Origin of the sequence: Aquamicrobium zhengzhouense (genome assembly GCF_016124105.1) — a bacterium.
GTDB lineage: Bacteria > Pseudomonadota > Alphaproteobacteria > Rhizobiales > Rhizobiaceae > Aerobium > Aerobium zhengzhouense.
This window is the reverse complement of record NZ_JADGMQ010000023.1, coordinates 24,578-47,966: the sequence shown is the minus strand read 5'-3', so window position 1 is coordinate 47,966 and position 23,389 is coordinate 24,578. Positions and strand designations below refer to the sequence as shown.

Sequence of the window (23,389 nt, the reverse complement as noted above, 5' to 3'; positions counted from 1 at the left end):
CTCCCCCACGGGCTTGGTGTCCCCAGGTGGCTGCGGCCTCGCATCCGCCACCGCACCAACAATGATAGCAGATGCGGCGGGATTTAACTTACAAGGTGGGCCAACGGGCCGGAGGGGCGATGCGGCGCGGGCGTGGGTGATTTGGCCGGGGCTGTATGGGTGGAGGGTGGCTTGTGTGGGCCTCAGCCGGACTTCTTTGTCCAGAATGCCGAGGCGGCGAGGGTGAGCCAGCCGGCGATCATGGCGGTGCCGCCCAGGGGGGCGGACATGGGGAAGAGGCGGGTGCCGTGGAATTGGCGCATCAGAAGATCGGCACTGAACAGGAGAAGGCCGACCAGAAGCACGACGCTTCCGGTATTCATCACCCTGTTGCGGCCAAGAAGGCCAACTGAGAGAAACACCGGTGCGTGGGCGAGTGCAAAGCTGGCGACCGTGCCGACATTTCCGCCACCAAGATGCGCTGATGCGGCAGAAAGTGCGACGCCGGCCGCTCCGATGAGGCCACCCACAAGAATAAAAGCGCTGTTTGCCATAGCCCGATCTGCTCCTTTTGTCGGCTTTGTGACGCCGCCGAAAGGGTCCGCGTGTCAACTGCGCCAACTACCGCAGGCCAATCCTTGATCCAGACTGCCTCAAGCGGCTTGCGCCGCAATATCCCGGTTCTTATATACGCGGCATCATCACGGGGAGGTCATCGACCACGAGCTCGCCGTGACATTCTTGTGAAAGGGGCCGTCCCCCGGAACGCCTCATAGGGTCCTCGACGGCCTGCTAATGGAGAGATTAGATATGGCGAAAGTAATCGGCATCGACCTCGGAACTACCAACTCTTGCGTGTCCGTCATGGACGGCAAGGACGCCAAGGTGATTGAGAACGCCGAAGGCGCGCGCACGACACCATCCATGGTGGCCTTCACCGACGACGGCGAACGTCTTGTCGGCCAGCCGGCCAAGCGCCAGGCGGTCACCAACCCTGAAAATACGCTTTTCGCAATCAAGCGCCTGATTGGCCGCCGCTATGACGATCCGGTCACTGCGAAGGACAAGGAGCTTGTGCCCTACCACATCGTCAATGGCGACAATGGCGATGCCTGGGTTGAAGCTGGCGGCAAGAAGCAGTCCCCGAGCCAGATCTCGGCGATGATCCTGCAGAAGATGAAGGAAACGGCCGAAGCCTATCTTGGCGAAAAGGTCGAGAAGGCCGTCATCACCGTTCCGGCCTACTTCAACGACGCGCAGCGCCAGGCAACCAAGGACGCGGGCCGCATTGCTGGCCTCGAAGTCCTGCGCATCATCAACGAGCCGACGGCTGCCGCGCTTGCCTATGGTCTCGACAAGAAGGACGGCAAGACCATTGCGGTCTACGACCTTGGCGGCGGCACCTTCGACATTTCGGTCCTGGAGATCGGCGACGGCGTCTTCGAAGTGAAGTCGACCAACGGCGACACCTTCCTCGGCGGTGAAGATTTCGACCTTCGTCTGGTCGAATATCTCGCGACCGAGTTCAAGAAGGAACAGGGCATCGACCTCAAGGGCGACAAGCTTGCGCTGCAGCGCCTGAAGGAAGCTGCGGAAAAGGCGAAGATCGAATTGTCGTCGGCCTCGCAGACCGAGATCAACCTGCCGTTCATCACGGCAGACCAGACCGGTCCGAAGCACCTGACCATGAAGCTGACGCGCGCCAAGTTCGAAACGCTGGTGGACGATTTCGTCCAGCGCACGATCGAGCCGTGCAAGGCGGCGCTCAAGGATGCCGGCCTCAATCCGGGTGAAATCGATGAAGTGGTTCTGGTCGGCGGCATGACCCGCATGCCGAAGATCCAGGAAGTCGTGAAGCAGTTCTTCGGCAAGGAGCCGCACAAGGGCGTCAACCCGGATGAAGTCGTTGCCATGGGCGCGGCAATTCAGGCAGGCGTCCTGCAGGGCGACGTCAAGGACGTTCTATTGCTCGACGTGACCCCGCTGTCGCTGGGCATCGAGACGCTGGGTGGCGTGTTCACCCGCCTGATCGAGCGCAACACGACGATCCCGACCAAGAAGAGCCAGGTCTTCTCGACGGCCGAGGACAATCAGTCCGCCGTGACGATCCGCGTCTTCCAGGGCGAGCGCGAAATGGCCGCCGACAACAAGATGCTCGGCCAGTTCGACCTGATGGGCATTCCGCCCGCACCGCGCGGCGTGCCGCAGATCGAGGTCACGTTCGACATCGACGCCAACGGCATCGTCAACGTCTCGGCCAAGGACAAGGGCACCGGCAAGGAGCACCAGATCCGCATCCAGGCATCGGGCGGTCTGTCTGACGCCGACATCGAGAAGATGGTCAAGGACGCCGAGGCAAATGCCGAAGCCGACAAGAAGCGTCGCGATCTGATCGAGGCCCGCAACCAGGCCGAAGCGCTGATCCACTCGTCCGAGAAGTCGGTCAAGGATTACGGCGACAAGGTCTCGGCTGACGATCGTCAGGCCATCGAGGATGCGATCGCCGCACTGAAGACCGCAACCGAGGGCGATGACGCCGAAGACATCAAGGCCAAGGCCAACACCCTTGCCGAAGTGTCGATGAAGCTTGGCCAGGCAATGTACGAAGCAAGCCAGGCAGAGAGCGCCGAGGCAGATGCCCGCGCCGACGCCGAAAAGGCTGGCGAAGACGTGGTCGACGCAGACTTCGAGGAAATCAAGGACGACGACGGCAAGAAGTCGGCCTGATCCGCTCCTGATCAAAAGCAGAAAACCCGGCCCTTGCGCCGGGTTTTTTCATGTCCGGGGAAAATCGGGCCCTGCGTTAAGCTTAATGGAAAGCAAAGGCACGACAGGGGAACGTTCCTGCTATGGTCTTTCCCGATAAATTGTTCCGTGAAGGAGCGCCTGGGGGAGCGAGGCGGAAGCATGCAGCATTTCCGGATCCTGGAGTTCTGGCGTCTGTTCGCAGCGGTGGGGGTGATGACTTTCCACTTCCTGCGCTATGCGCCTGCGGACTATCGCTGGGCCGAAGAATCGCTGCATCGGCTGCTGCCGGTCATGGACATGTTCTTCATGATATCGGGCTTCCTCATCATGCTGCATCATGGGGAAAGCGTTCTTTCGGGCGCCGGATCGTTCCGCCGGTTTATCGTGCGCCGCTTCGCGCGGATCTATCCGCTCTACCTTGCAACCCTGCTCTTTTTCGTCGCGCTCGGCATCGCGGTCAATCTTGGCTATCTGACCAGCGGATGGGTCGACCGGTTCAACTTTGCCTATCTGCCCCACAACATCCTTCTCATCCAAAGCTGGGGGCTGGTTGAACATCTGAGCTTCAACTACGTCGCGTGGACGCTGTCTTCCGAATGGTTCTGCTATTTGATGTTCCCCCTCATCGTGGTGGTTTTCAGATGGCTGGGTCCGGGCGGCCTGGTTGCGCTGGCATCCATCGCAGTCTTGCTTCTGGAAGCGTTCAGCGCCGCGGGCTGGGTTCCCGAAGGCTCGTGGCTGAAATCTAATTCCTGGGCAGCTTTCAGGGCATTTGCCGACTTCACGGTCGGCGCACTCATCGCCAAGGTCGCGATGACCGCGCGCTGGCCCCTGCGCTCTCACCTGCTGGCCTGGACCATCTTCTTCACCGCGCTTGTGGTGATGTATCTGAAGGTCAGCGACTATCTGTCATTGGCGTTGCTCGCGGCAGCCGTGTTTCTCGCCGCCCTTGCAGAGCGCAACAACCCGGCGGCAGCGAATTTCCTGAAGCCGCTTCATCCGCTCGGCCAGGTGGCCTTTGGCATTTACCTCATTCACCCGGTGGTGGAGATCGGCCTGTTTTCGCTGGTCTGGCGCACGTTGCTGGAGCCGCTGGGGGCAATTCCGTTCTTCATCTACTGGCTTTTCCCCATGGCTGTCGTGATGGTGGTTGCGCTTGCATCGAATCGCTGGTTCGAACGCCCTGTCGGCAGGGCAATTGTCGGCTGGCATGAAGGTGCGCTTCTGGCGTCAAAAAGCACGCTAGAGCCTGCTCAATAGCGGCATTTACGCCGCGAGCTGGCAAAAAGCCGCTTGTGTGCGCTCTGTCCTCTGGCATACGCCTGTCAGGCTCACTAAATGGAGGCCATGCATTTCCTGCGGGCTTCCCGCGAGACAGCGCGAGAACGGCGCAATCAGGCAGGTTGACCAAGGCGAACATGAAGGCGGATTACTACGAAACTCTCGGCGTTCAAAAGGGAGCGGACGAGAAGGAACTCAAGAGCGCGTTCCGCAAGCTTGCGATGAAGTATCATCCCGACCGGAATCCGGGGGATGCCGAATGCGAAGCCAAATTCAAGGAAATCAACGAGGCTTATGAATGCCTCAAGGATCCTCAGAAGCGCGCAGCCTATGATCGCTTCGGTCATTCCGCCTTTGAAAATGGCGGCATGGGCGGCGGTGGCGGCTTTGCCGGCGGCGGCTTCGCGGACATATTCGAAGACATTTTCGGCGACATGATGGGGCGGCGCGGTCGCTCCTCTGGCGGTCGCGAACGTGGCGCTGATCTGCGCTACAACATGGAAGTGACGCTCGAGGAAGCCTTCACCGGCAAGACGGCCCAAATCCACGTGCCGGCGTCCGTCGTGTGTGACGATTGCACCGGCTCCGGCGCCAAGCCCGGAACCCAGCCGGTCACCTGCCAGATGTGCGGAGGCGCAGGGCGCGTTCGTGCAACCCAGGGCTTCTTCTCCATCGAGCGCGCCTGCCCGCAGTGTCATGGCAAGGGCCAGACCATCAGCGATCCGTGCCCGAAATGCGCGGGTCAGGGCCGCACGACCGAGGAGCGTTCGCTCTCCGTCAATATCCCGGCCGGCATCGAGGACGGGACGAGGATTCGCCTGGCTGGCGAAGGAGAGGCCGGTCTGCGCGGTGGACCGAATGGCGATCTCTATATCTTCCTGTCGATCAAGCCGCATGATCTGTTCCAGCGCGATGGTGCCGACCTTTTCTGCAAGGTACCGATCTCGATGACGACGGCCGCACTTGGCGGATCGTTTGAGGTGTCGACACTCGACGGGACCCAGACACGCGTGAAGGTTCCGGAAGGAACCCAGAACGGCAAGCAGTTCCGCCTGCGCGGCAAGGGCATGCCGATCCTGCGCCAATCTGCTGTCGGCGATCTTTACATTCAGGTCGCGATTGAGACCCCCCAGAGCCTCAATAAGCGCCAGCGCGAGCTGCTCGAAGAATTCGAGCGGATCTCTTCGAAAGAGAACCATCCGCAGTCGACCGGCTTTTTCGCCCGCATGAAAGAATTCTTCGACTCGTCCAGCGCCTGACCGACGCAATTTCCTCCGGGCAAGTGTCGCTTTTCGGTTGCAAATGAGGGAGCTGCCCTTACGCTACCAAAGCGACATTTTCTTGCCCGGAGGCGACATCATCAATGGCAGGCAATTTACGACGGGCCTTGGCCGAACGTTTCGATGAAGAGCTGAAATTCTTCAAAAATTGGATCGACATGCCACAGGCCGTCGGTGCAATCGTGCCGACGAGCAGCATCACGGCTCGCAAGATGGCAAGCGTGGTCAATCCCGCCTCCGATTTGCCGGTTCTGGAACTTGGGCCTGGCACCGGCGTCATCACCAAGGCCATTCTTCAGGCCGGCATCAAGCCGCAGAATTTGTGGTCGATCGAATATTCAGCCGACTTCGTCGAGCACCTTCGCGAGCACTACCCGGCGGTAAACATCATTCACGGCGATGCCTTCGACCTCAACAAGACGCTCGGCGACAAGGCTGACCAGCGCTTTGACTCGGTGATTTCCGCCGTGCCGCTCTTAAGCTTCCCGGTGCCGCAGCGCATCGCCTATGTCGAAGCCCTGCTCGACCGTCTGCCAGTTGGCCGTCCGGTGGTACAGATCACCTATTCGCCGCGTTCGCCAGTTCCGGCGCACAAGGGCAATTACGTGGTCGAACATCTCGACCTCGTGCTACGCAACATTCCGCCGGCCCAGCTGTGGATCTACCGTCGTCCGCTGGCGTCGTAACCACACCCGACAGATGAAACTTTGACGGACCCGTTGGCTCGGCTATATCCGAGGGACGAGCAACGGGATCCGTACTTCATGACGCCAAAAATCCTCGTTTTCGCCGGTTCGACGCGCACAGGCGCGTTCAGCGGCAAGACAGCCGATGTCGCGCAAAAAGAACTCGCGCTTCTGGGCGCAGAAGTAACCCGCATTTCGCTGGCTGATTATCCGCTGCCGATCATGGATCAGGACCTTGAGGCAGCTGAAGGTATCCCGGAAAACGCCTACAAGCTTGCCCGCCTGCTGATCGCGCATGACGGCGTTCTGATTGCGACGCCGGAATATAACGGCTCGGTGCCGCCGCTTTTGAAGAACGCGCTCGACTGGGTGAGCCGTATCCGCACCGACAATGGCAAGAAGGTGAAGCCGTTCGACGCCAAGGTGATGGCGCTGTGCGGCTCATCGAATGGCCGCTGGGGCGGTATTCGCGCGGTGCAGCACTTGCGCCAGATCCTGACCCATATGGGCGTCGACCTGATCGCGCCGCAGTGCCTGGTACCGGACGCTGGCAAGGCATTTGATGACGGCGGCAACTTCGTTGAAGAGCGCAGCCTCAAATCCATGCAGGGCGTGTGCAAAACCCTGATTGACCACGCTTGGCTGCTCAGCGGCCAGTCGCGAGGAGCATGATCATGCAAGGCAAGCTGATTGTCGGCCTTGATCTGCCGAACGTTGCGGACGCCGAAAAGGTGGTTCGCGAACTCGACGGCGTCGTCGACTTCTACAAGATCGGCTATCGGCTGGTCTTCGGCGGCGGCCTCGAGTTTGCCCGTGACCTTGCTGCCGAGGGCAAGAAGGTCTTTCTCGACATGAAGCTGCTGGACATCGACAATACGGTGGCCGAGGGCGTCGAGAACATCGCCATGATGGGCGTCTCCATGCTGACGCTTCATGCTTATCCGAAAGCAATGCGTGCCGCAGTTGCGGCTGCAAAAGGATCGGATCTGTGCCTGCTTGGCGTGACCGTGCTGACCTCCATGGATGAGGACGATGTGCGCGAGGCAGGTTATGCCGACGATCCGGCAACGCTGGTGCGCAAACGCGCAGCACAGGCGCGTGAGGCCGGCATGGGCGGGATTGTCTGCTCGGCGGCAGAAGCAGCATCAGTTCGCGAAATCCTTGGCAACGACATGGCGATCGTCACGCCCGGCATTCGCCCGGCAGGTGCCGAGCGCGGCGACCAGAAGCGGGTGATGACGCCCGCCGACGCGCTTCGCGCTGGCGCAACGCACCTTGTTGTCGCTCGCCCCATCATTGGTGCACCAGATCGGCGCGCCGCGGCACAGGCGATCCTTGCAGAAATGCAGGCGGCCTGAATTCAACATCTAAGGGAGGAAGAAATGGCAAAGGGATATTGGGTCGCGCATGTCGATGTTCGCGACCCGGAACGCTACAAGGACTACGTCGCGACCGCCAAGCCCGCTTTTGAGCGCTATGGCGCAAAGTTTCTTGCCCGCGGCGGCGAGTATCAGGCCATGGAAGGCACGGGACGTTCGCGCAATGTCGTGATCGAATTCCCCTCGATGCAGGCGGCACTCGATTGCTACAACAGCGAAGAATATCAAGCTGCCAAGGCCATTCGTATCACGGTCGCCGACGCCGAAATGGTGATTATCGACGGCTACGAGGGCTGAGTTTCCCCGCTTCAGCAAAAGGACCGCAACATCCATGCGGTCCTTTTTTATTGCCACCGTCTTTGTCGAATGATCCGCTTTTTCGGCCCCATTCCCTAGCGAAATCGTGTAGTGACCGGAGCCTGAATTTGCCCTCCCGGCTAAAAACTGCCGGTCCGTAACGTGTTTATTATAGGCATTTCTATTGCAACGCAGCAAAAGCCTGTTAGCTTCGGCGGTAGTTTCTTGCCTGACCGGTCGCCCCCCCTCCCCAACCGGCCGCGGTCCAGACCTTGAGGTCTTCGCGAATGTACTATCAGCTTTATGAAATGAACCATGCAGCCTTGCAGCCGCTTCGTGCCTATGCCGATGCGGTTCGGCTCATGTCGCAAAACCCGCTCAACCCCTTCGCGCTTACGCCGGTCGGGCGCTCGCTCGCAGCAGCTGCCGAAATGTTTGAGCGCACCACGCGGCGCTATGCCAAGCCTTCTTTCGGGATCGAAAGCGTGCGGATCGGCGATGCGGACGTCGCAATAGCCGAGAAAGTCGTCTGGTCGCGCCCGTTCTGCAACCTCATTCGCTTTGAACGTGATCTGCCTGACGCGCAGCGCAACGCGCCCAAGCTTTTGATCGTTGCGCCGATGTCCGGCCATTATGCGACGCTGCTGCGTGGTACGGTCAGATCCATGGCTGAGCATGCCGACGTCTATATTACCGACTGGGTCGATGCGCGCACCGTGCCGCTCTCGTCAGGCCGTTTCGATCTCGATGATTATGTCGACTACATCATTGAGATGCTGCACGAGCTCGGACCGAACACGCATGTGATGGCCGTGTGCCAGCCTTCTGTTCCGGTTCTGGCAGCGGTTGGCGTGATGGAACAACGCGGCGATAACTGCGCACCGGCCAGCATGACCCTGATGGGCGGGCCGATCGACACACGGCGCAACCCCACGGCCGTCAACAAGCTCGCGCAGGAAAAGAGCATCGACTGGTTCCGCGACAATGTGATCATGCAGGTGCCATGGCCGAATGCCGGTTTTGGCCGCGATGTTTATCCCGGCTTCCTGCAGCTCTCCGGCTTCATGTCGATGAACCTCGACCGGCACCTGAACGCGCATCAGGACTTTTTCATGAACCTTGTGAAGAACGATGGCGAGCCGGCGGAGAAACACCGCGAGTTCTATGACGAATATCTGGCCGTCATGGATCTGACCGCCGAGTTTTATCTGCAAACAGTCGACACTGTATTTATCCGCCATGATCTGCCCAGGGGCGAGATGCTGCATCGGGGCGAAAAAGTCGATCTGACAGCCGTGCGGAACGTTGCCCTTTTCACCGTCGAAGGCGAAAACGACGACATCTCCGGACTTGGTCAGACCCAGGCCGCCCACGATCTTTGCGTGAACATTCCGCAGGAAAAGCGTGCCCATTACGTTCAGCCGCAGGTTGGGCACTATGGCGTGTTCAACGGGTCTCGCTTCCGCTCGCAGATCGTGCCGCGGATCGTCGACTTCATGGCGGCCAATTCGGAAGGCGTTGCGACAAAGCCCAGGCGCGCCAAGCGTTCTCCGTCCAGGAAGAGCAATGCTGCCGACCAGTGAGCGGCACATCGACTGTGTGCCATCGGCAACAGTGAATTGCTCGCGGTAACCATAAGCGCAAACAGCTCTTTAGCTTGATTGACTTCACGCGCCCTTCGTCGTTAACGTTTCATTAACGACTAAAACAACCAGTGATTTTGGGGTTAGGGCGTATGTGGGCCACGCTTAGCAGGTGGCAGCCAGGGATCTTTACGGCTTCCCTCCTGCTCATCGCAGCTGCGACTGGATCGACGACGGAAGCTTCCGGCGCAGGTGCAATGATCACCGGCGGCCTGACCTCCCAGCCAATCGGTCACTACGAACTGTGCAAGCGGATGCCGAGCGAGTGCTCGGTGCGCCCGCGTGATCATGGCCCTGTCGCTCTCGACGAAAAGCTGTGGGCCGAAATCCACCGAATCAACAGTTCGGTCAATGCGGCAATCAAGCCGATGAGCGATTACGACATTTACGGTCAGGACGAGTACTGGACATATCCGGACCAGAATGTCGGCGATTGCGAGGATTACGTGCTGGAAAAGCGCCGTCACCTCAACGCGCTCGGCATCTCCTTGTCCAATCTGCTGATCACGGTTCTGCGCAAGCCGGATGGCGAAGGCCATGCCGTTCTGACCGTGCGGACCGATCGCGGCGATCTGATCCTCGACAATCTCAACGATGATCTGCGCCCGTGGCAGGAAACCGGCTATCAATATCTGAAGCGGCAGGCGAGCAATCATACCGGGCGCTGGGTCACGATCTACGACGATCAGAACATGCTGGTGGGCTCGGTCAGGTAGCTTTTGCCCGAAATGCCCGCCTCTTCCAAGCGCGCGTTCACGCAGCCTGTTTCACGCGCTCACCTGCCATACGGTAGGATATTGCCTCTGCAAGATGGATGCGCCTGACCGCCTCCGACGCATCAAGATCGGCAATTGTGCGCGCAACCTTCAGAACACGGTGATAGGCGCGCGCGGACAGGGCGAGTTTTTCGCTGGCATCTCGAAGCAACGACGCACCAGCCTGATCAAGCTGCGCGACCTCCTCGATCAGGCCGGTCGGGCAGTGCGCATTGACCGTGACGCTCTCTGCGCCCAACGTCTGATAACGTGCAGCCTGAAGGTCGCGGGCGCGCGCCACACGTTGCGCCACTTCACTGCTGGCTTCGGCCCTGCCAGGTGAAATGAGGTCGCTTGCCGTGACCGCCGGCACCTCGATCTTCAAGTCTATCCGGTCAAGAAGCGGGCCGGACAGACGCGCCTGATAGTCCGCCCGGCATCGCTCACCACGGGCGCAGCGATAGCCGGGCTCCCCGGACATGCCACAGCGGCACGGGTTCATCGCCGCAACCAGCTGAAACTTTGCCGGATAGGTCACGCATCCATTGGCCCGCGCGACGACGCACTCACCTGTCTCGAGTGGCTGTCGCAGCGCATCAAGCGCCTGCGGTGAAAATTCCCGCAATTCATCAAGAAAGAGGACGCCGTGATGTGCGGATGACGCCTCCCCCGGCCGCACCCGCATGCCTCCCCCGACCAGAGCGGCCATGGTGGCGGAATGATGCGGGGCGCGGAACGGACGCCGATCCGAAAGACGTCCCCCGGGAATACCCCCGGCCATCGAGGCGATCATGGAAACTTCAAGCAGTTCGCGTGGCGACAAGGAAGGCAAGATCGATGGCAGGCGCTGCGCAAGCATCGATTTTCCGGATCCGGGCGGCCCGACCATCAGCATGTTGTGTGCGCCTGCGGCGGCGATTTCCAGCGCCCGCCTTGCACATTCCTGGCCCTTGATGTCGGCAAGGTCAGGCAGGTTCATCGCCGGTGGCTGGATCGCCGGCTCGGGGCGGGACAGCACCTGCAGACCGCGAAAATGGTTCGCCAGCGCAATGAGGCTGCGAGGCGCAAGAATGTCGATGTCGGCTCCCGCCCAGGCCGCTTCCGCTCCTACCGGGTATGGGCAAATCAGCCCCTTGCCAAGTGCGTTGGCTCCGACTGCGGCAGGCAGCGCCCCGGCCACAGACGCAGTGGTGCCATCAAGGGCGAGCTCACCAACCACGACATAATCAGTCAGCGCATCCGGCGGAATGGCTCCGAGGGCCGCCATCAGTCCAAGCGCGATTGGAAGGTCGTAATGGCTTCCCTCTTTAGGAAGATCGGCGGGAGCGAGGTTTACGGTGACGCGCTTGGCCGGCATCGACAGACCCGACGCGTGCAGCGCTGCCTGAACCCGTTCGCGGCTCTCCGTTACAGCCTTGTCCGCAAGGCCGACAATCTGAATCCCCACCTTGCCAGGGGCCACCATGATTTGGACATCGACCGGAATGGCCTCGATGCCCTCAAAAGCAACAGTCGTGACGCGTGCGATCATGCTGCTTGCCCCTAACAAGGAAATCCGGATCGAAACTCCTGTTTAAGGAAACACAAATACAACCAAGCCGCAAGAACATTTAAAGAACAAATGGAGCTCAAGTTGCAACAGGTTGCAATTGAAGAACATTTGTTCTCTCCGGTTGCTTGCCGAAACGAAAAGGCGCTCTCACGGGAGCGCCTTATTCGAGAAAAGATACGAAGCGCTGGAGGAGTGTCAGCTGCGCTTGGCTTCGACCGCGTCCCAGAACAAGGCCGCAATGTCGGCGCCGCCGAAACGCTTGACCTCGCGGATGCCGGTTGGAGACGTGACGTTGATTTCCGTCATGTAGTCACCGATGACGTCGATGCCGACGAGAATGAAGCCGCGCTCGCGCAGCGCAGGTCCGATACGCGCGCAGATCTCACGCTCCCGCTCGGTCAACTCGGTGGCTTCAGCGCGACCGCCTGCATGCATGTTCGAACGGGCATCATGCTCAGCGGGCACGCGATTGATCGCGCCAACGGGCTCACCATCGATCAGGATGATCCGCTTGTCGCCCTTGCGCACATCATCAAGATAGCGCTGGACGATGAAGGGCTCGCGGAACATCTGGCCGAACATTTCCAGGAGCGAAGACAGGTTGCGGTCGCCGCCCGGCAGATGGAAGATGCCTGCACCACCATTGCCGTAGAGCGGCTTGACGATGATGTCGCCATGCTGCTTGCGGAACTCGGCCACTTCGAGCGGATCCTTGGTGATCAGGGTCTCTGGCATCAGGTCGGGAAATTCGGTGACGAAGATCTTTTCCGGACTGTTGCGCACCCAGGCAGGGTCGTTCACCACCAGCGTCTTCGGGTGGATGCGCTCCAGAAGATGCGTCGTCGTGATGTAGTTCATGTCGAACGGCGGATCCTGCCGCAGCAAGATGACGTCCATTTCCGAAAGATCGGTGCGCACTGGCTCGCCAAGCGTGAAATGGTCGCCTTCGACATCCCGCACCTCAAGCTCCTCGATCCGGGCAAAGACCCGGCCGTCCTGCATCGTCAGGCGATCAGGCGTGTAGTGATAGAGCTGGTGTCCGCGCCGCTGCGCCTCGAGGGACAAGGCGAAGGAGGTGTCTCCAGCAATGCTGATCGTGGAAATGTGGTCCATCTGGACCGCGACCTTGAGCGACATGTGATCTTCCCGTGTTCCTGACGTTCTTCGCATTTAGATGGTCGCGTCGCTCTTGCCTAGAGCAGCTTCGGACCGCGCGTGCTGGAAAGGGTTGGCGCGCAAGGCATCAGCCCTAACGTCCCGCTTTACTTAAACAGCGGGTACTAAAAGGAAATTCGGCGCGTTATCGATACCGTTCCTAAACACTTTTCGTGACAGGGTCGGTTGGGGGATAGGAGTGAACTTGCGTGCAAGGGGAGACGATGCCGAACCAGCTTGCCATGGAACAGACCTCTGCTGTCGGGAGGGATCTTGCCTATACCGACCCGTTGACCGGTCTTGGCAATCTGCGTCGCTTCTTCGACAAGGTCGATCGCTTGATCATTGAGCGGTCGGAAGATCCTGCTCCGTTTGCAATCGGCATTCTTGATCTCGACGGTTTCAAGCCGATCAACGATCTGTTCGGCCGCAAGGCGGGTGACGATATCTTGCAGCAGGTTGCGATGCGCCTGAAAGCTGCGATGGATCCGCACTCGACGGTTTCCAGGGTGGGCGCCGACGAGTTCGCCTTCCTGTTTCCCATGATCTTCAGCGAAGAAGCCGTACTTGATCGCACCAATATGCTGATCGAGATTCTGTCGGCTCCCTATGATGTCGGCAACCGCACGGCCCGCCTTTCCGCATCGGTCGGATGCTCCCTGTTGTTTTCCGGCGAGGAGAACACCGAAACCCTCGTCTCCAAGGCAGAAACTGCGCTCTACCACGCGAAACGGTCGGGCCGCGGCAGGGTCGTGGTCTACACGCGGGAGATGGAAGAGGCCGCCAAACGTCTGACCCGGATCGAACAGGCACTCAGGCGCGCGGTTTCCGCAGGTGAGGTCGAGCCGCATTTCCAGCCAATTGTTGACCTTTCAACCCGCCGCGTCATCGGCTTTGAGGCGCTAGCGCGCTGGAATGATCGAGATCTCGGCTTCGTGCCGCCGGATGTTTTCATCCCGATTGCGGAAGAGCGTGGCGTCATCGCTTCGCTAAGCCAGCTCCTGCTGGATAAAGCGACACGGGTGGCAAGCCAGTGGCCGGATGAGCTGTTTTTGTCATTCAACCTCTCGCCATCGCAACTCGTTGACCAAAACACCGGCTACCAGATCCTTTCCATCCTCGCGCGCAACGAGTTCGACCCACGCCGCCTGGAAATCGAGATCACCGAGACCGGGCTGATGACCGATGCAAGCTCGGCAGAAAAGATCATCGGCGAATTGCGCAGCGTAGGCATACGGATTTCGCTCGACGATTTTGGCACCGGCCAATCGTCACTCGGACGTCTGCGCGACTTTCCGTTCGACAAACTCAAGATCGATCGGGCCTTTGTCTCCTCGATCCTCAATGACAAGCCATCCGAGCACATCATCCGCGCAATCCTCGCAATGTGCGAGGGGCTTGGAATGTATGTGGTCGCTGAAGGCATTGAGGACGACGCTCAAGCCGAGATGCTGAGCGAGTTCGGCTGTAGCGGCGGACAGGGTTACCTGTTCGGCCGACCACAAAATGCCGAGGCTACGTCGGCATTTCTCCATGCATGCTATGGCCCGAAAAAAGGTGCCCGCGCAGCTATCGGCGCTTAACCGATCTGCTGCATGCAGATCTTGGTATGGCCTGCGCGGATGAAGCCAAGCTCTGCCGCCGCGGCCCTGGAAAGATCTATGACCCGGCCCTTGATGAACGGTCCGCGATCATTGATCCGCACGACGACGGATTTGCCGTTGCGCTGGTTGGTGACCTTGATCTTCGAGCCGAAGGGAAGAGAGCGATGTGCCGCTGTCATGGCGGCGGGGTTCATACGCTCGCCGGATGCCGTTTTCGACCCAAGAGCATACCAGGATGCACCTCCACATTGAGCCGCGGCGTGAACTACAGAAAGGGTGAGAAAAATTGCTGCGAGGCTTAGGGCCTTGGGTGCCTTCATGCCGAAGGGTGCTCCTGCTGTTGAACTTGCAGGCCGCCTAGGAAGGGAATCGGGCCACGATGGGACCTGGCCAGACACTTATCGAGTCACGTTGAAACATTTGCGCGCTCAGGGGCTGGTTCCGCCCGATTTGGGAGGCGCATGCGTCTGGTGCGATCAAACAAGCCCGGTGGCGCTGTCACCGCTGGACTTTTGCGTGCACACTATAGATGAATAACATGTGAAGCAGCGCAGCTGCGGCAAGGGCTTCGGATGCACACCATCACCTCCCCCAGTGAAATTGACGGCCGATACGCCTGGACGCGGCTCATTTTGTCGGTGCTGATCGGCACCGTGGGCAGCGTCGGCATGTGGTCGGTCGTGGTGGTGCTTCCGGAAGTGCAGGCTGAATTCGGCGTCGATCGCGGCTCGGCCTCCCTGCCCTACACCATGACAATGATCGGCTTTGCGCTTGGCAATGTGGTGCTGGGCCGGATGGTGGATCGCTCCGGCATCGTGGTACCGCTTCTGGTGGCTGCCGCAGCGCTTTTCGTTGGCTACGTCGTCGCCTCGATGGTGACGTCGATCTGGCTGTTCGGGCTGATGCAGGGCCTCGTGGGTTTCGGGGCCGCAGCAACCTTCGGGCCTCTGATCGCCGATTTGTCGCATTGGTTCAACAAAAGGCGTGGCGTTGCAGTCGCGGCAGCGGCAAGCGGAAACTATTTTGGCGGTGCAATCTGGCCGATCCTCATGCAGATGATGATGAGCGGCGAAGGCTGGCGCTACACCTATGCGGTAATCTCGATCGCCTGCCTCGTCGGCATGGTTCCGCTGGCCTTGATGCTGCGTCGCAGAGCGCCTTATGTCAGTGCTCCTGCCGGTACATCCGCAGCTGTTCCGTCAAAAAGCATCGATCTGTCGCCAAGAGCGCTGCAGCTTTTGCTTGCGGTTGCAGGCGTTGGTTGCTGCATGGCCATGGCGATGCCGCAAGTGCACATTGTCGCCTATTGCGTTGATCTCGGCTTTGGCGTTGCGCGGGGAACCGAGATGCTGTCGCTGATGCTGATTGGCGGCGTGGTCAGCCGCCTCGCTTCCGGCGTCCTCGCCGACTATATTGGCGGCGTGAAGACCTTGCTGATCGGATCGGTGCTGCAGTGCCTTGCGCTGCTGGCCTATATCCCGTTCGACGGGCTGGCTTCGCTTTACATCGTGTCGCTGATCTTCGGCCTGTCGCAGGGCGGCATTGTTCCGGCTTATGCGATCATCGTGCGCGAATATCTGCCGGCACATGAGGCAGGCCAGCGCGTTGGCCTCGTCATTCTCGCGACAATCGTCGGCATGGCCGTCGGCGGCTGGATGTCGGGCTGGATCTACGATCTTACCGGCTCCTACGCCAAGGCGTTCCTCAATGGCATCGCCTGGAACGTTCTCAACATCCTGATCATGATCCTGATCCTGTGGCGTACGCGCATGCCGCGCGCGCTGACAGCCTGATCTCTTTGCAGAAGAAGAATACCGGAAATTTCGATGACGAACCCATTTGCCATTGCAGTTGCCCCCAACGGAGCGCGGTGTACGAAGGCTGACCACCCTCGCCTGCCAATGACGGCAGATGAGATTGCGCGCGATGCGGCGGAAGCGCTGGACGCGGGCGCGGCGATGATCCACCTCCACGTGCGCGACGAAAACGGTGCGCATACGCTGGACGCAGATCTCTATCGTGAGGCGGTGGCGGCTGTGAAAACGGCGGTTGGCGACAAGCTGGTGATCCAGATCACCACCGAGGCGGTCGGCCGCTATACACCGCAAGAGCAGATCGCGTTGGTCGATGTCTTGATGCCAGAATCGGTGTCGATCGCCCTGCGCGAAATTCTTCCCGAAGGCGAAGATGAGCGAGAGGCTGCGGCTCTGTTTGTGCGCATGGAGAAGGCTGGCACGCTCTATCAGATCATCATCTACGAGGCAGGCGAGCTTGAGCGCCTTGATGCGCTGGCCAAGCGCGGCTTGTTGCCGGATGGACCGCTGGCGGTTCTGGCTGTTGCCGGGCGCTACACCGAACAGGGCGCGACGCCCGAAGAGCTCGACACTTACATTGCCGCGAACATTTCACGCCATCAGTGGATGATGTGCGCCTTCGGCCCGCAGGAGACGCAGTTCATGGAACGCGCTTCACATGCGGGCGGCAATGCGCGCGTTGGCTTTGAAAACAATCTGTGGCTGCCGGACGGCACGGATGCGCCATCGAATGCGGCGATTGTTGCCGCGACGGCAACGGCGTGCGCCGCCTCCGGGCGACGCCTCGCAACGGCGGATGATCTGCGCAATGGCTGGCGTTCGCCAGCCTGAGCGATCGATCAGAAGGCGCGGAAGGTCAGCGTCGTCAGCGAGCGGACAATGCCCGGCACGTTGGCGACGTTGTCATTGATGAACTTGCCGATATCGACGCCGTCCTCGATGTAGATCTTCATCAGGAGATCAAAGTCACCGCTGGTCGAATAAAGCTCCGACGCGACCTCGCGCTTGAACAATTCGTCGGCGACCTCGTAGGTCCTGCCCGGCGAAACCTGAAGCTGCACGAAAACCGCTCTCATCAAACCTGCTCCGGTAAAAACTGCTGAACCCTTCTGCCAGACTTGTCCGGCCCCGTCACCCCATCAGCAGCGTGCGCGTCAAAGGATGCTCGGGATCGGCAAGGCCGTCGACGACATTGAAATGATGCCGGTCGGGCTCTTCTACCGTCATTGTCTTTGCACCGAGGCCGGTCCAGACATTGGCAAGAAGTGCATTTTGCCGGATGAACTCGGCGCGTTCGCCAGCGCCGACCCAGCAGCATATTTTCGCGCCCTCAATCGGCGCCAGCAAAACCGGGCTTTCCCGATGCGCTTCTTCGGGATCAAGACGCAGTCCGTTGTTCAGCTTGGTCCGCAGCAGCGGGCGCAGATCATGAACCCCGGAAATCGACACCGTGGTGACGATGCGGCTGCGTGTTTCTTCCTTGAGCGCAGAGTTCGCACACACCATGCGGGTCGCAAGATGCCCGCCGGCCGAATGTCCGGTGAGGTAGATCGGCCCGTTGATCCGCGACGCCGCAACTTCAACTGCCGAGCCGATCTCCTTGACGATGCCTGAGACCTTGATGTCCGGGCACAGCGTGTAGGACGGCATGGCCACGGCGTAACCGTGTGCCATTGGCCCTGCGGCAAGGTGCGAGAGGAAATCGCGGTCGAGCCTGAGCCAGAAGCCACCATGGATGAAGACCACCAGCCCTTTTGCATCGACTTGCGGCATGAAGAGATCGAACAGATTGCGTGAGCGGGTGCCATAGCGCTGGCCCAGCATCGCGCGGCCTTCCTCATCCATTCGCGTGCGAAACGGCTCTGCCAGGTCAGACCAGCGCTGCGGCCACTCATCCCCGCGAGGAATGTTGGGACCGTTTGCGTAGGCGTCATCCCAATCGTCAATGCCGTGAAAGATCATCGCGCAACAGCTCCCCTTTGCTTGCCAAAACCAATCGCGCAGACACGCGGCGAATGTCCAGACGGAAATGTTTCAACCTTGAAGTTTTATGCTTGAAGGACAGCAAAATCGGTGTCACTCTCCCTGAAAACATAATAATGGGGACTGTGGAGGATGAAGGTTGCCGTGCTTGGCGGCGGGCCTGCTGGCCTGTATTTCGCCATTTCGATGAAGCTGCGAGATGGGGCGCACGAAGTCGTAGTCTTCGAGCGCAACCGCCCGGATGACACCTTCGGATGGGGCGTCGTTCTATCTGACGAGACGCTGGATAACCTTGCGGTCAACGACGCCAAGAGCGCCGCGTCCATTCGCGAACACTTTGCCTATTGGGATGACATCGCGGTGGTGCACAGGGGCGTGCGAACCGTCTCGACCGGCCATGGCTTTTGCGGCATCGGCCGCATGCGCCTCCTGATCCTGCTGCAAGAACGCGCCAGGGAGCTTGGCGTTGACCTGCGTTTCCAGACCGAAATCGACGACCACGAAAAGCTGATGGCCGAGTACGATCTCGTCATCGCGGCGGACGGGTTGAACTCGAAAACGCGCACGGCCTTTGCCGAGCATTTCCTGCCCGACGTCGACACCCGAAAGTGCAAGTTCGTCTGGCTTGGCACGCGCCAAAAATTCGACGACGCCTTCACCTTCATCTTTGAGAAGACCGAGCATGGCTGGGTCTGGGCCCATGCCTACCAGTTCGACCCGGAGACAGCGACGTTCATCGTCGAGTGCACGCAAGAGACCTGGGACAAGTTCGGCTTCGGCGACATGTCGAAGGAAGAATCCATCGCGACCTGCGAGGCGATCTTCAAGGACCATCTGAGCGGCCATGCGTTGATCTCCAACGCCAACCACGTGCGCGGCTCGGCCTGGATCAATTTCCCACGCGTCCTGTGCGAGCGCTGGTCCTACAAGAACCTTGCGCTGATGGGCGATGCGGCAGCAACCGCGCATTTCTCGATTGGCTCGGGCACGAAGCTCGCGCTCGAATCCGCCATCGCGCTTGCCGATTATCTCCATTCGGAACCGACGCTTGAGGCGGCCTTCGCCAAGTACGAAGAAGCGCGGCGGCTGGAAGTTCTGCGCCTGCAATCGGCGGCACGCAATTCGATGGAATGGTTCGAAGAGGTTGAGCGTTATCTCGATCTCGACCCGGTGCAGTTCAACTATTCGCTTCTGACCCGCTCGCAGCGCATCAGCCACGAAAACCTGCGTTTGCGCGATGGCAACTGGCTCGGCGGCGCGGAAAAGTGGTATCAGGAACAGGCGGGAGCTAAGGCTCAGCGCGCGCCAATGTTTGCGCCGTTCAAGCTGCGCGGCCTCGAACTGCCCAACCGCGTCGTCGTCTCGCCGATGGCGCAATATCGTGCCGTCGATGGCACGCCGACCGACTGGCACTTTGTCCATTATGCCGAGCGCGCCAAGGGTGGTGCAGGGCTCGTCACGATCGAGATGACCTGCGTGTCGCCGGAAGGGCGGATCACGCCCGGCTGCCCCGGTTTTTACAAGCCGGAACATGAAGCGGCGTGGAAGCGCATTGTCGATTTCGTCCATGCAGAGACACCGGCAAAGATGTCGGCGCAGATCGGCCATGCGGGAGCCAAGGGCTCGACGCAGATTGGCTGGGAAGATGCCGACGCGCCGCTGAAGGAAGGCAACTGGCCGCTTCTGTCGGCGTCAGAAACGCCGTGGCAAGACGGCAACCAGACGCCGAAGGCGATGACCCGCGCTGACATGGACATGGTGCGCGACCAGTTTGTGGCGTCAGCTGTCATGGCGGAACGCTGCGGCTTCGACATGATCGAACTGCACATGGCGCACGGCTATCTGCTATCGTCGTTCATTTCGCCGCTGACGAATTTGCGCAGGGACGAGTATGGCGGCTCGCTCGAAAACCGCATGCGTTTTCCGCTTGAAGTGTTTCATGCCGTTCGCGCCGTCTGGCCGCAAAACAAACCGGTCTCGGTGCGTATTTCGGCCAATGACTGGGTCGGCGATGAGGGTGTAACGCCTGCCGAGGCCGTCGAGATTGCGCGCATGCTGCAGGCCGCTGGCGTCGACATTTGCGACGTCTCGGCGGGCCAGACTTCGACGCGGGCAAGGCCGGTCTATGGCCGCATGTTCCAGACGCCGTTTTCGGATCGCATTCGCAACGAGACCGGCATGGCGACGATGGCCGTCGGCAACATCTATGAGCCCGACCACGTCAATTCGATCCTGATGGCAGGGCGCGCCGACCTCGTCTGCCTCGCCCGCCCGCATCTCGCAGATCCCTATTGGACGCTGCACGCGGCGGCGAAGCTTGGTGACAAGCGTGTCGTCTGGCCGAACCCCTACCACCCTGGCCGCGACCAGCTTTATCGCTTGGCAGAGCGTGGGCCGGAACAGATGACGGGGAAGGTGTGATGGGTCTGAAGCGTTGGTGCCGCCCCTCATCTCCCTGCCGGGGACTTCTCCCCGTAAACGGAGAGAAGAGACAGGTGGCATCGTCGATGGCAGCCTTCCTCGCCCCGCTTACGGGGAGAGGATGCCGGCAGGCAGGTGAGGGGCAGCAGCGCCCAGCCTTGGAGATTTCTGTATGACCCAATTCAAACATGCATTGGTGACCGGTGGGGGGACCGGGATTGGGCAGGCGATTGCGGGAAGCCTGGCGGCCGCGGGTCTGGAGGTGACCATTTGCGGTCGCAACATCGAGCCGCTGGAGAAGGTGGCCGCTGGCAATCCGCGCATTCATGCCATGACCGCAGACGTCACCGACGAAGCTTCCGTCGAAGCGCTTTATGAGAGCGCGCAGGCTGCGCGGGGGAATTTTGACGTTGTCATTGCCAATGCCGGCATCGCGCTGAGCGCGCCGGTGGGCAAGACCTCGCTCGACATGTGGAGCCAGACGCTGGCCGTGAATCTGACGGGCGCCTTCTTGAGCGTCCGTCCCGCGATGGACACGATGAAAACGGCAGGAGGGGGCCGGATCGTGTTCATCGCCTCCATCGCAGGGCTGAAGGGCGCGCCGTATATTTCAGCCTATGCCGCCTCCAAGCATGGTGTCGTCGGGCTGATGCGCTCGATGGCGGCGGAACTGGCGCAGACCCCGATTACCGTGAACGCAGTCTGCCCCGGCTATGTCGAGACGCCGATGCTGGAGCGCACTGTCGCCAACATCGTTGGCAAGACCGGCCGCGACGAACAGGCCGCGCGCGACGCCATCGCCAGGGGCAATCCTCAAGGCCGGATCATCGAGCCGCAGGAGGTTGCGGACGCCGTGATGTGGCTGTGTTCGGAGGGAGCGCGTTCCGTCACCGGCCAGACCATTGCAATCACAGGAGGCGAGATGTGATGGACGCCGCCATCGCCGATCCGGCCCATCGCGAACGTTTGCGCCTGTGGATCCGGCTGCTGCGCGTTGCGCGGATCGTTGAGGGTGAGCTTCGCGAGCGGCTGAAGCGCGAGTTCCACTCGACGCTACCACGCTTTGACGTGATGTCGGCCCTCTACCGCGAACGCGACGGCATGCTGATGAGCGACCTGTCGCGGTTTCTGCTGGTTTCGAACGGCAATGTTACCGGGATCGTTGACCGGCTGGTTGCAGAGGGTCTCGTCTCAAGATCCAACCGCGAGGGAGATCGACGCACCTCGATCGCGCGCCTGACCAGGGCGGGAGAAGAGCGCTTTGCCTTGATGGCCGAAGCCCATCGCAGCTGGGTTGAAGAACTTCTGCACGACATCAGCGAAGAGGATGCCCGCGTGCTGTCCTCGATGCTGAAGGCGTTTCGCAGCAATTGGGAGAGTGAACATTGACGAAGATGGCTGAACTTGCGCCGAAGAACTTCCTCTGGAAGGTCGAGGACCGCGTGGCAAGTGTGATGCTGGACCGGCCCGAGCGCAAGAACCCGCTGACCTTCGACAGCTATGCCGAGCTGCGCGACACCTTTCGCGCACTGGTCTATGCGGAAGATGTCGATGTCGTCGTCTTCCTGCCCAATGGCGGCAATTTCTGCTCCGGCGGCGATGTGCACGACATTATCGGCCCGCTGGTCAAGATGGACATGAAGGAGCTCTTGGCCTTCACGCGCATGACCGGTGACTTCGTCAAGGCGATGATCGGCTGCGGCAAACCGATCATTTCGGCGGTTGATGGCGTCGCGGTCGGGGCTGGGGCCATAATTGCGATGGCGTCCGATCTGCGCCTTGCGACACCCGAAGCCAAGACCGGATTTTTGTTCACGCGCGTCGGCCTTGCCGGTTGCGACATGGGCGCTTGCGCCATGCTGCCGCGTATCATCGGACAGGGCCGCGCGGCGGAGCTGCTCTACACCGGTCGCACCATGAGCGCCGCCGAGGGCGAGCGCTGGGGGTTTTATAATCGGCTTGTCGAGGCAGGTGAGCTTGAAGCGGAGGCGATGAAGCTCGCCCGGCAGATTGCGGCGGGCCCGACCTTCGCGCACAGCATCACCAAGACCCAACTCAACCAGGAATGGTCGATGGGGCTGGAGCAGGCGATCGAGGCTGAAGCGCAGGCGCAGGCGATCTGCATGCAGACCCGCGACTTCGAACGCGCCTACCACGCGTTTGTGGCCAAGGAACGTCCGGTCTTCGAGGGGAACTGAGATGCGCGCGCGGATGGGGATCGGAAGAGAGATGCATCAGGCAGCCCCCTCCGGCAGGGACGAGGCCGCCCGCTCCGTAGGAATTGCAGGTGCGAGCCAAGCCGCCCCCTCCGTCGCTTCGCGCCACCTCCCCCGTGAACGGGGGAGGATCCGTGGAGATGGCGTGCCTGATGAATTAGGCAGCGAACTTCTTGAAAGCCGCGGCCTTGGTTCCTCCCCTGCACAGCGGGGGAGGTGCCGCGGAGCGGCGGAGGGGGCGGGTGGCACGGCGTTGAAGCGGCGCCCACTCGACAACGCCCCCCTCTGTGCTGCCGCCCATCTCCTCCGGGAGCGGGGAACGATCAACGGAAAGGCCGAACCGGTAATATCAAGCGTGAGGGGTGCCGAGCTTTACCGTGCTGGATTCTTCTCAGCGAATTTTGACGGCAAGTGCTCGGGCGCCCCCTCCGTCGCTTCGCGACACCTCCCCCGTGAACGGGGGAGGATCGGTGGAAATGTAGTGCGCAAACCTGGATCCTCCCCTGCGCAGCGGGGGAGGTGCCGCGGAGCGGCGGAGGGGGCGGACTTAGCTCTGCGCAAACTCATTCAAGCCCCCCTCTGGGCTGCCGCCCATC

General features: G+C 60.7%; 22 protein-coding genes. 16 read left to right on the top strand and 6 right to left on the bottom strand.

Features of this window, described 5'->3' with window-relative positions:
• Positions 1-182 precede the first annotated feature (182 nt).
• On the bottom strand, positions 183-533 hold the full coding sequence (locus tag IOD40_RS19380; protein WP_198478353.1) for a DUF423 domain-containing protein: 351 nt from the start codon (positions 531-533) through the stop codon (positions 183-185).
• Positions 534-789: 256 nt separating this feature from the next.
• Between IOD40_RS19380 and dnaK the strand changes: the two genes are divergently transcribed.
• The 9 genes from dnaK to IOD40_RS19335 all read left to right on the top strand — a co-directional run bounded on the left by dnaK (position 790) and on the right by IOD40_RS19335 (position 10,009).
• Positions 790-2,706 carry a molecular chaperone DnaK gene (gene dnaK, locus IOD40_RS19375; protein WP_198478352.1) on the top strand — a complete coding sequence of 639 codons (1,917 nt, stop codon included), beginning with the start codon at positions 790-792 and terminating at the stop codon, positions 2,704-2,706.
• A 180-nt stretch (positions 2,707-2,886) separates the two neighbouring features.
• A complete protein-coding gene (locus IOD40_RS19370; RefSeq protein ID WP_198478351.1) occupies positions 2,887-3,987 on the top strand; it encodes an acyltransferase family protein in 1,101 nt (366 codons plus the stop codon).
• A 158-nt stretch (positions 3,988-4,145) separates the two neighbouring features.
• Positions 4,146-5,267, top strand: a complete 1,122-nt coding sequence (gene dnaJ, locus IOD40_RS19365) for a molecular chaperone DnaJ (RefSeq protein ID WP_198478350.1) — start codon at positions 4,146-4,148, stop codon at positions 5,265-5,267.
• Positions 5,268-5,371: 104 nt separating this feature from the next.
• Positions 5,372-5,974, top strand: a complete 603-nt coding sequence (gene pmtA, locus IOD40_RS19360; protein WP_198478349.1) for a phospholipid N-methyltransferase PmtA — start codon at positions 5,372-5,374, stop codon at positions 5,972-5,974.
• Positions 5,975-6,052: 78 nt separating this feature from the next.
• Positions 6,053-6,646, top strand: coding sequence for an NADPH-dependent FMN reductase (locus IOD40_RS19355; RefSeq protein WP_198478348.1), 594 nt, complete (start codon positions 6,053-6,055; stop codon positions 6,644-6,646).
• A 2-nt stretch (positions 6,647-6,648) separates the two neighbouring features.
• Entirely contained in the window at positions 6,649-7,332 is a 684-nt protein-coding gene (gene pyrF / locus IOD40_RS19350) for an orotidine-5'-phosphate decarboxylase (RefSeq protein ID WP_407649228.1), read from the top strand.
• A 24-nt stretch (positions 7,333-7,356) separates the two neighbouring features.
• Positions 7,357-7,650 carry a DUF1330 domain-containing protein gene (locus IOD40_RS19345; RefSeq protein ID WP_198478346.1) on the top strand — a complete coding sequence of 98 codons (294 nt, stop codon included), beginning with the start codon at positions 7,357-7,359 and terminating at the stop codon, positions 7,648-7,650.
• Positions 7,651-7,937: 287 nt separating this feature from the next.
• Complete coding sequence (locus IOD40_RS19340; protein ID WP_198478345.1) at positions 7,938-9,233, top strand: polyhydroxyalkanoate depolymerase; 1,296 nt, start codon at positions 7,938-7,940, stop codon at positions 9,231-9,233.
• Positions 9,234-9,385: 152 nt separating this feature from the next.
• Entirely contained in the window at positions 9,386-10,009 is a 624-nt protein-coding gene (locus IOD40_RS19335) for a transglutaminase-like cysteine peptidase (protein WP_198478344.1), read from the top strand.
• A gap of 37 nt (positions 10,010-10,046) precedes the next feature.
• Here the strand turns inward: IOD40_RS19335 and IOD40_RS19330 are convergent, their stop codons facing one another.
• The gene (locus IOD40_RS19330; protein ID WP_198478343.1) at positions 10,047-11,579 is read right to left on the bottom strand and encodes a YifB family Mg chelatase-like AAA ATPase; all 1,533 of its coding nucleotides are present in this window, start codon (positions 11,577-11,579) and stop codon (positions 10,047-10,049) included.
• Between the two features lie 216 nt (positions 11,580-11,795).
• Positions 11,796-12,737, bottom strand: coding sequence for a glutathione synthase (gene gshB, locus IOD40_RS19325; protein ID WP_198478342.1), 942 nt, complete (start codon positions 12,735-12,737; stop codon positions 11,796-11,798).
• 242 nt (positions 12,738-12,979) lie between these two features.
• On the opposite strand from gshB, the gene IOD40_RS19320 reads away from it, so the two are divergent.
• Positions 12,980-14,338, top strand: a complete 1,359-nt coding sequence (locus IOD40_RS19320) for a putative bifunctional diguanylate cyclase/phosphodiesterase (protein WP_198478341.1) — start codon at positions 12,980-12,982, stop codon at positions 14,336-14,338.
• On the opposite strand, the gene IOD40_RS19315 is transcribed toward IOD40_RS19320, so the two are convergent.
• The gene (locus IOD40_RS19315; protein ID WP_198478340.1) at positions 14,335-14,679 is read right to left on the bottom strand and encodes a septal ring lytic transglycosylase RlpA family protein; all 345 of its coding nucleotides are present in this window, start codon (positions 14,677-14,679) and stop codon (positions 14,335-14,337) included. The two genes, IOD40_RS19320 and IOD40_RS19315, sit on opposite strands and share 4 nt — an antisense overlap.
• A 252-nt stretch (positions 14,680-14,931) precedes the next feature.
• Here IOD40_RS19315 and IOD40_RS19310 point away from each other — a divergent pair, with 252 nt between their 5' ends.
• Positions 14,932-16,152 carry an MFS transporter gene (locus tag IOD40_RS19310; protein ID WP_198478339.1) on the top strand — a complete coding sequence of 407 codons (1,221 nt, stop codon included), beginning with the start codon at positions 14,932-14,934 and terminating at the stop codon, positions 16,150-16,152.
• Between the two features lie 33 nt (positions 16,153-16,185).
• Positions 16,186-17,004, top strand: coding sequence for a BKACE family enzyme (locus IOD40_RS19305; RefSeq protein ID WP_198478338.1), 819 nt, complete (start codon positions 16,186-16,188; stop codon positions 17,002-17,004).
• 8 nt (positions 17,005-17,012) lie between these two features.
• Here IOD40_RS19305 and IOD40_RS19300 read toward each other — a convergent pair whose 3' ends face one another.
• Positions 17,013-17,249 (bottom strand): Lrp/AsnC ligand binding domain-containing protein, encoded by a 237-nt coding sequence (locus tag IOD40_RS19300; RefSeq protein WP_198478337.1) that lies wholly within the window; start codon positions 17,247-17,249, stop codon positions 17,013-17,015.
• 55 nt (positions 17,250-17,304) lie between these two features.
• Positions 17,305-18,135, bottom strand: a complete 831-nt coding sequence (locus IOD40_RS19295; RefSeq protein ID WP_198478336.1) for an alpha/beta hydrolase — start codon at positions 18,133-18,135, stop codon at positions 17,305-17,307.
• A 153-nt stretch (positions 18,136-18,288) separates the two neighbouring features.
• Between IOD40_RS19295 and IOD40_RS19290 the strand changes: the two genes are divergently transcribed.
• The 4 genes from IOD40_RS19290 to IOD40_RS19275 all read left to right on the top strand — a co-directional run bounded on the left by IOD40_RS19290 (position 18,289) and on the right by IOD40_RS19275 (position 22,775).
• Positions 18,289-20,577: a bifunctional salicylyl-CoA 5-hydroxylase/oxidoreductase gene (locus IOD40_RS19290; protein ID WP_198478335.1), complete on the top strand. Its 2,289-nt coding sequence runs from the start codon at positions 18,289-18,291 to the stop codon at positions 20,575-20,577.
• A 172-nt stretch (positions 20,578-20,749) separates the two neighbouring features.
• Positions 20,750-21,505 (top strand): SDR family NAD(P)-dependent oxidoreductase, encoded by a 756-nt coding sequence (locus IOD40_RS19285; protein WP_198478334.1) that lies wholly within the window; start codon positions 20,750-20,752, stop codon positions 21,503-21,505.
• Positions 21,505-21,966 carry a MarR family winged helix-turn-helix transcriptional regulator gene (locus IOD40_RS19280; protein WP_198478333.1) on the top strand — a complete coding sequence of 154 codons (462 nt, stop codon included), beginning with the start codon at positions 21,505-21,507 and terminating at the stop codon, positions 21,964-21,966. Before IOD40_RS19285 ends, IOD40_RS19280 begins: the two co-directional genes overlap by 1 nt.
• Positions 21,963-22,775, top strand: coding sequence for an enoyl-CoA hydratase family protein (locus tag IOD40_RS19275; RefSeq protein ID WP_198478332.1), 813 nt, complete (start codon positions 21,963-21,965; stop codon positions 22,773-22,775). The genes IOD40_RS19280 and IOD40_RS19275 overlap by 4 nt, the downstream gene beginning before the upstream one ends.
• Positions 22,776-23,389 lie beyond the last annotated feature (614 nt).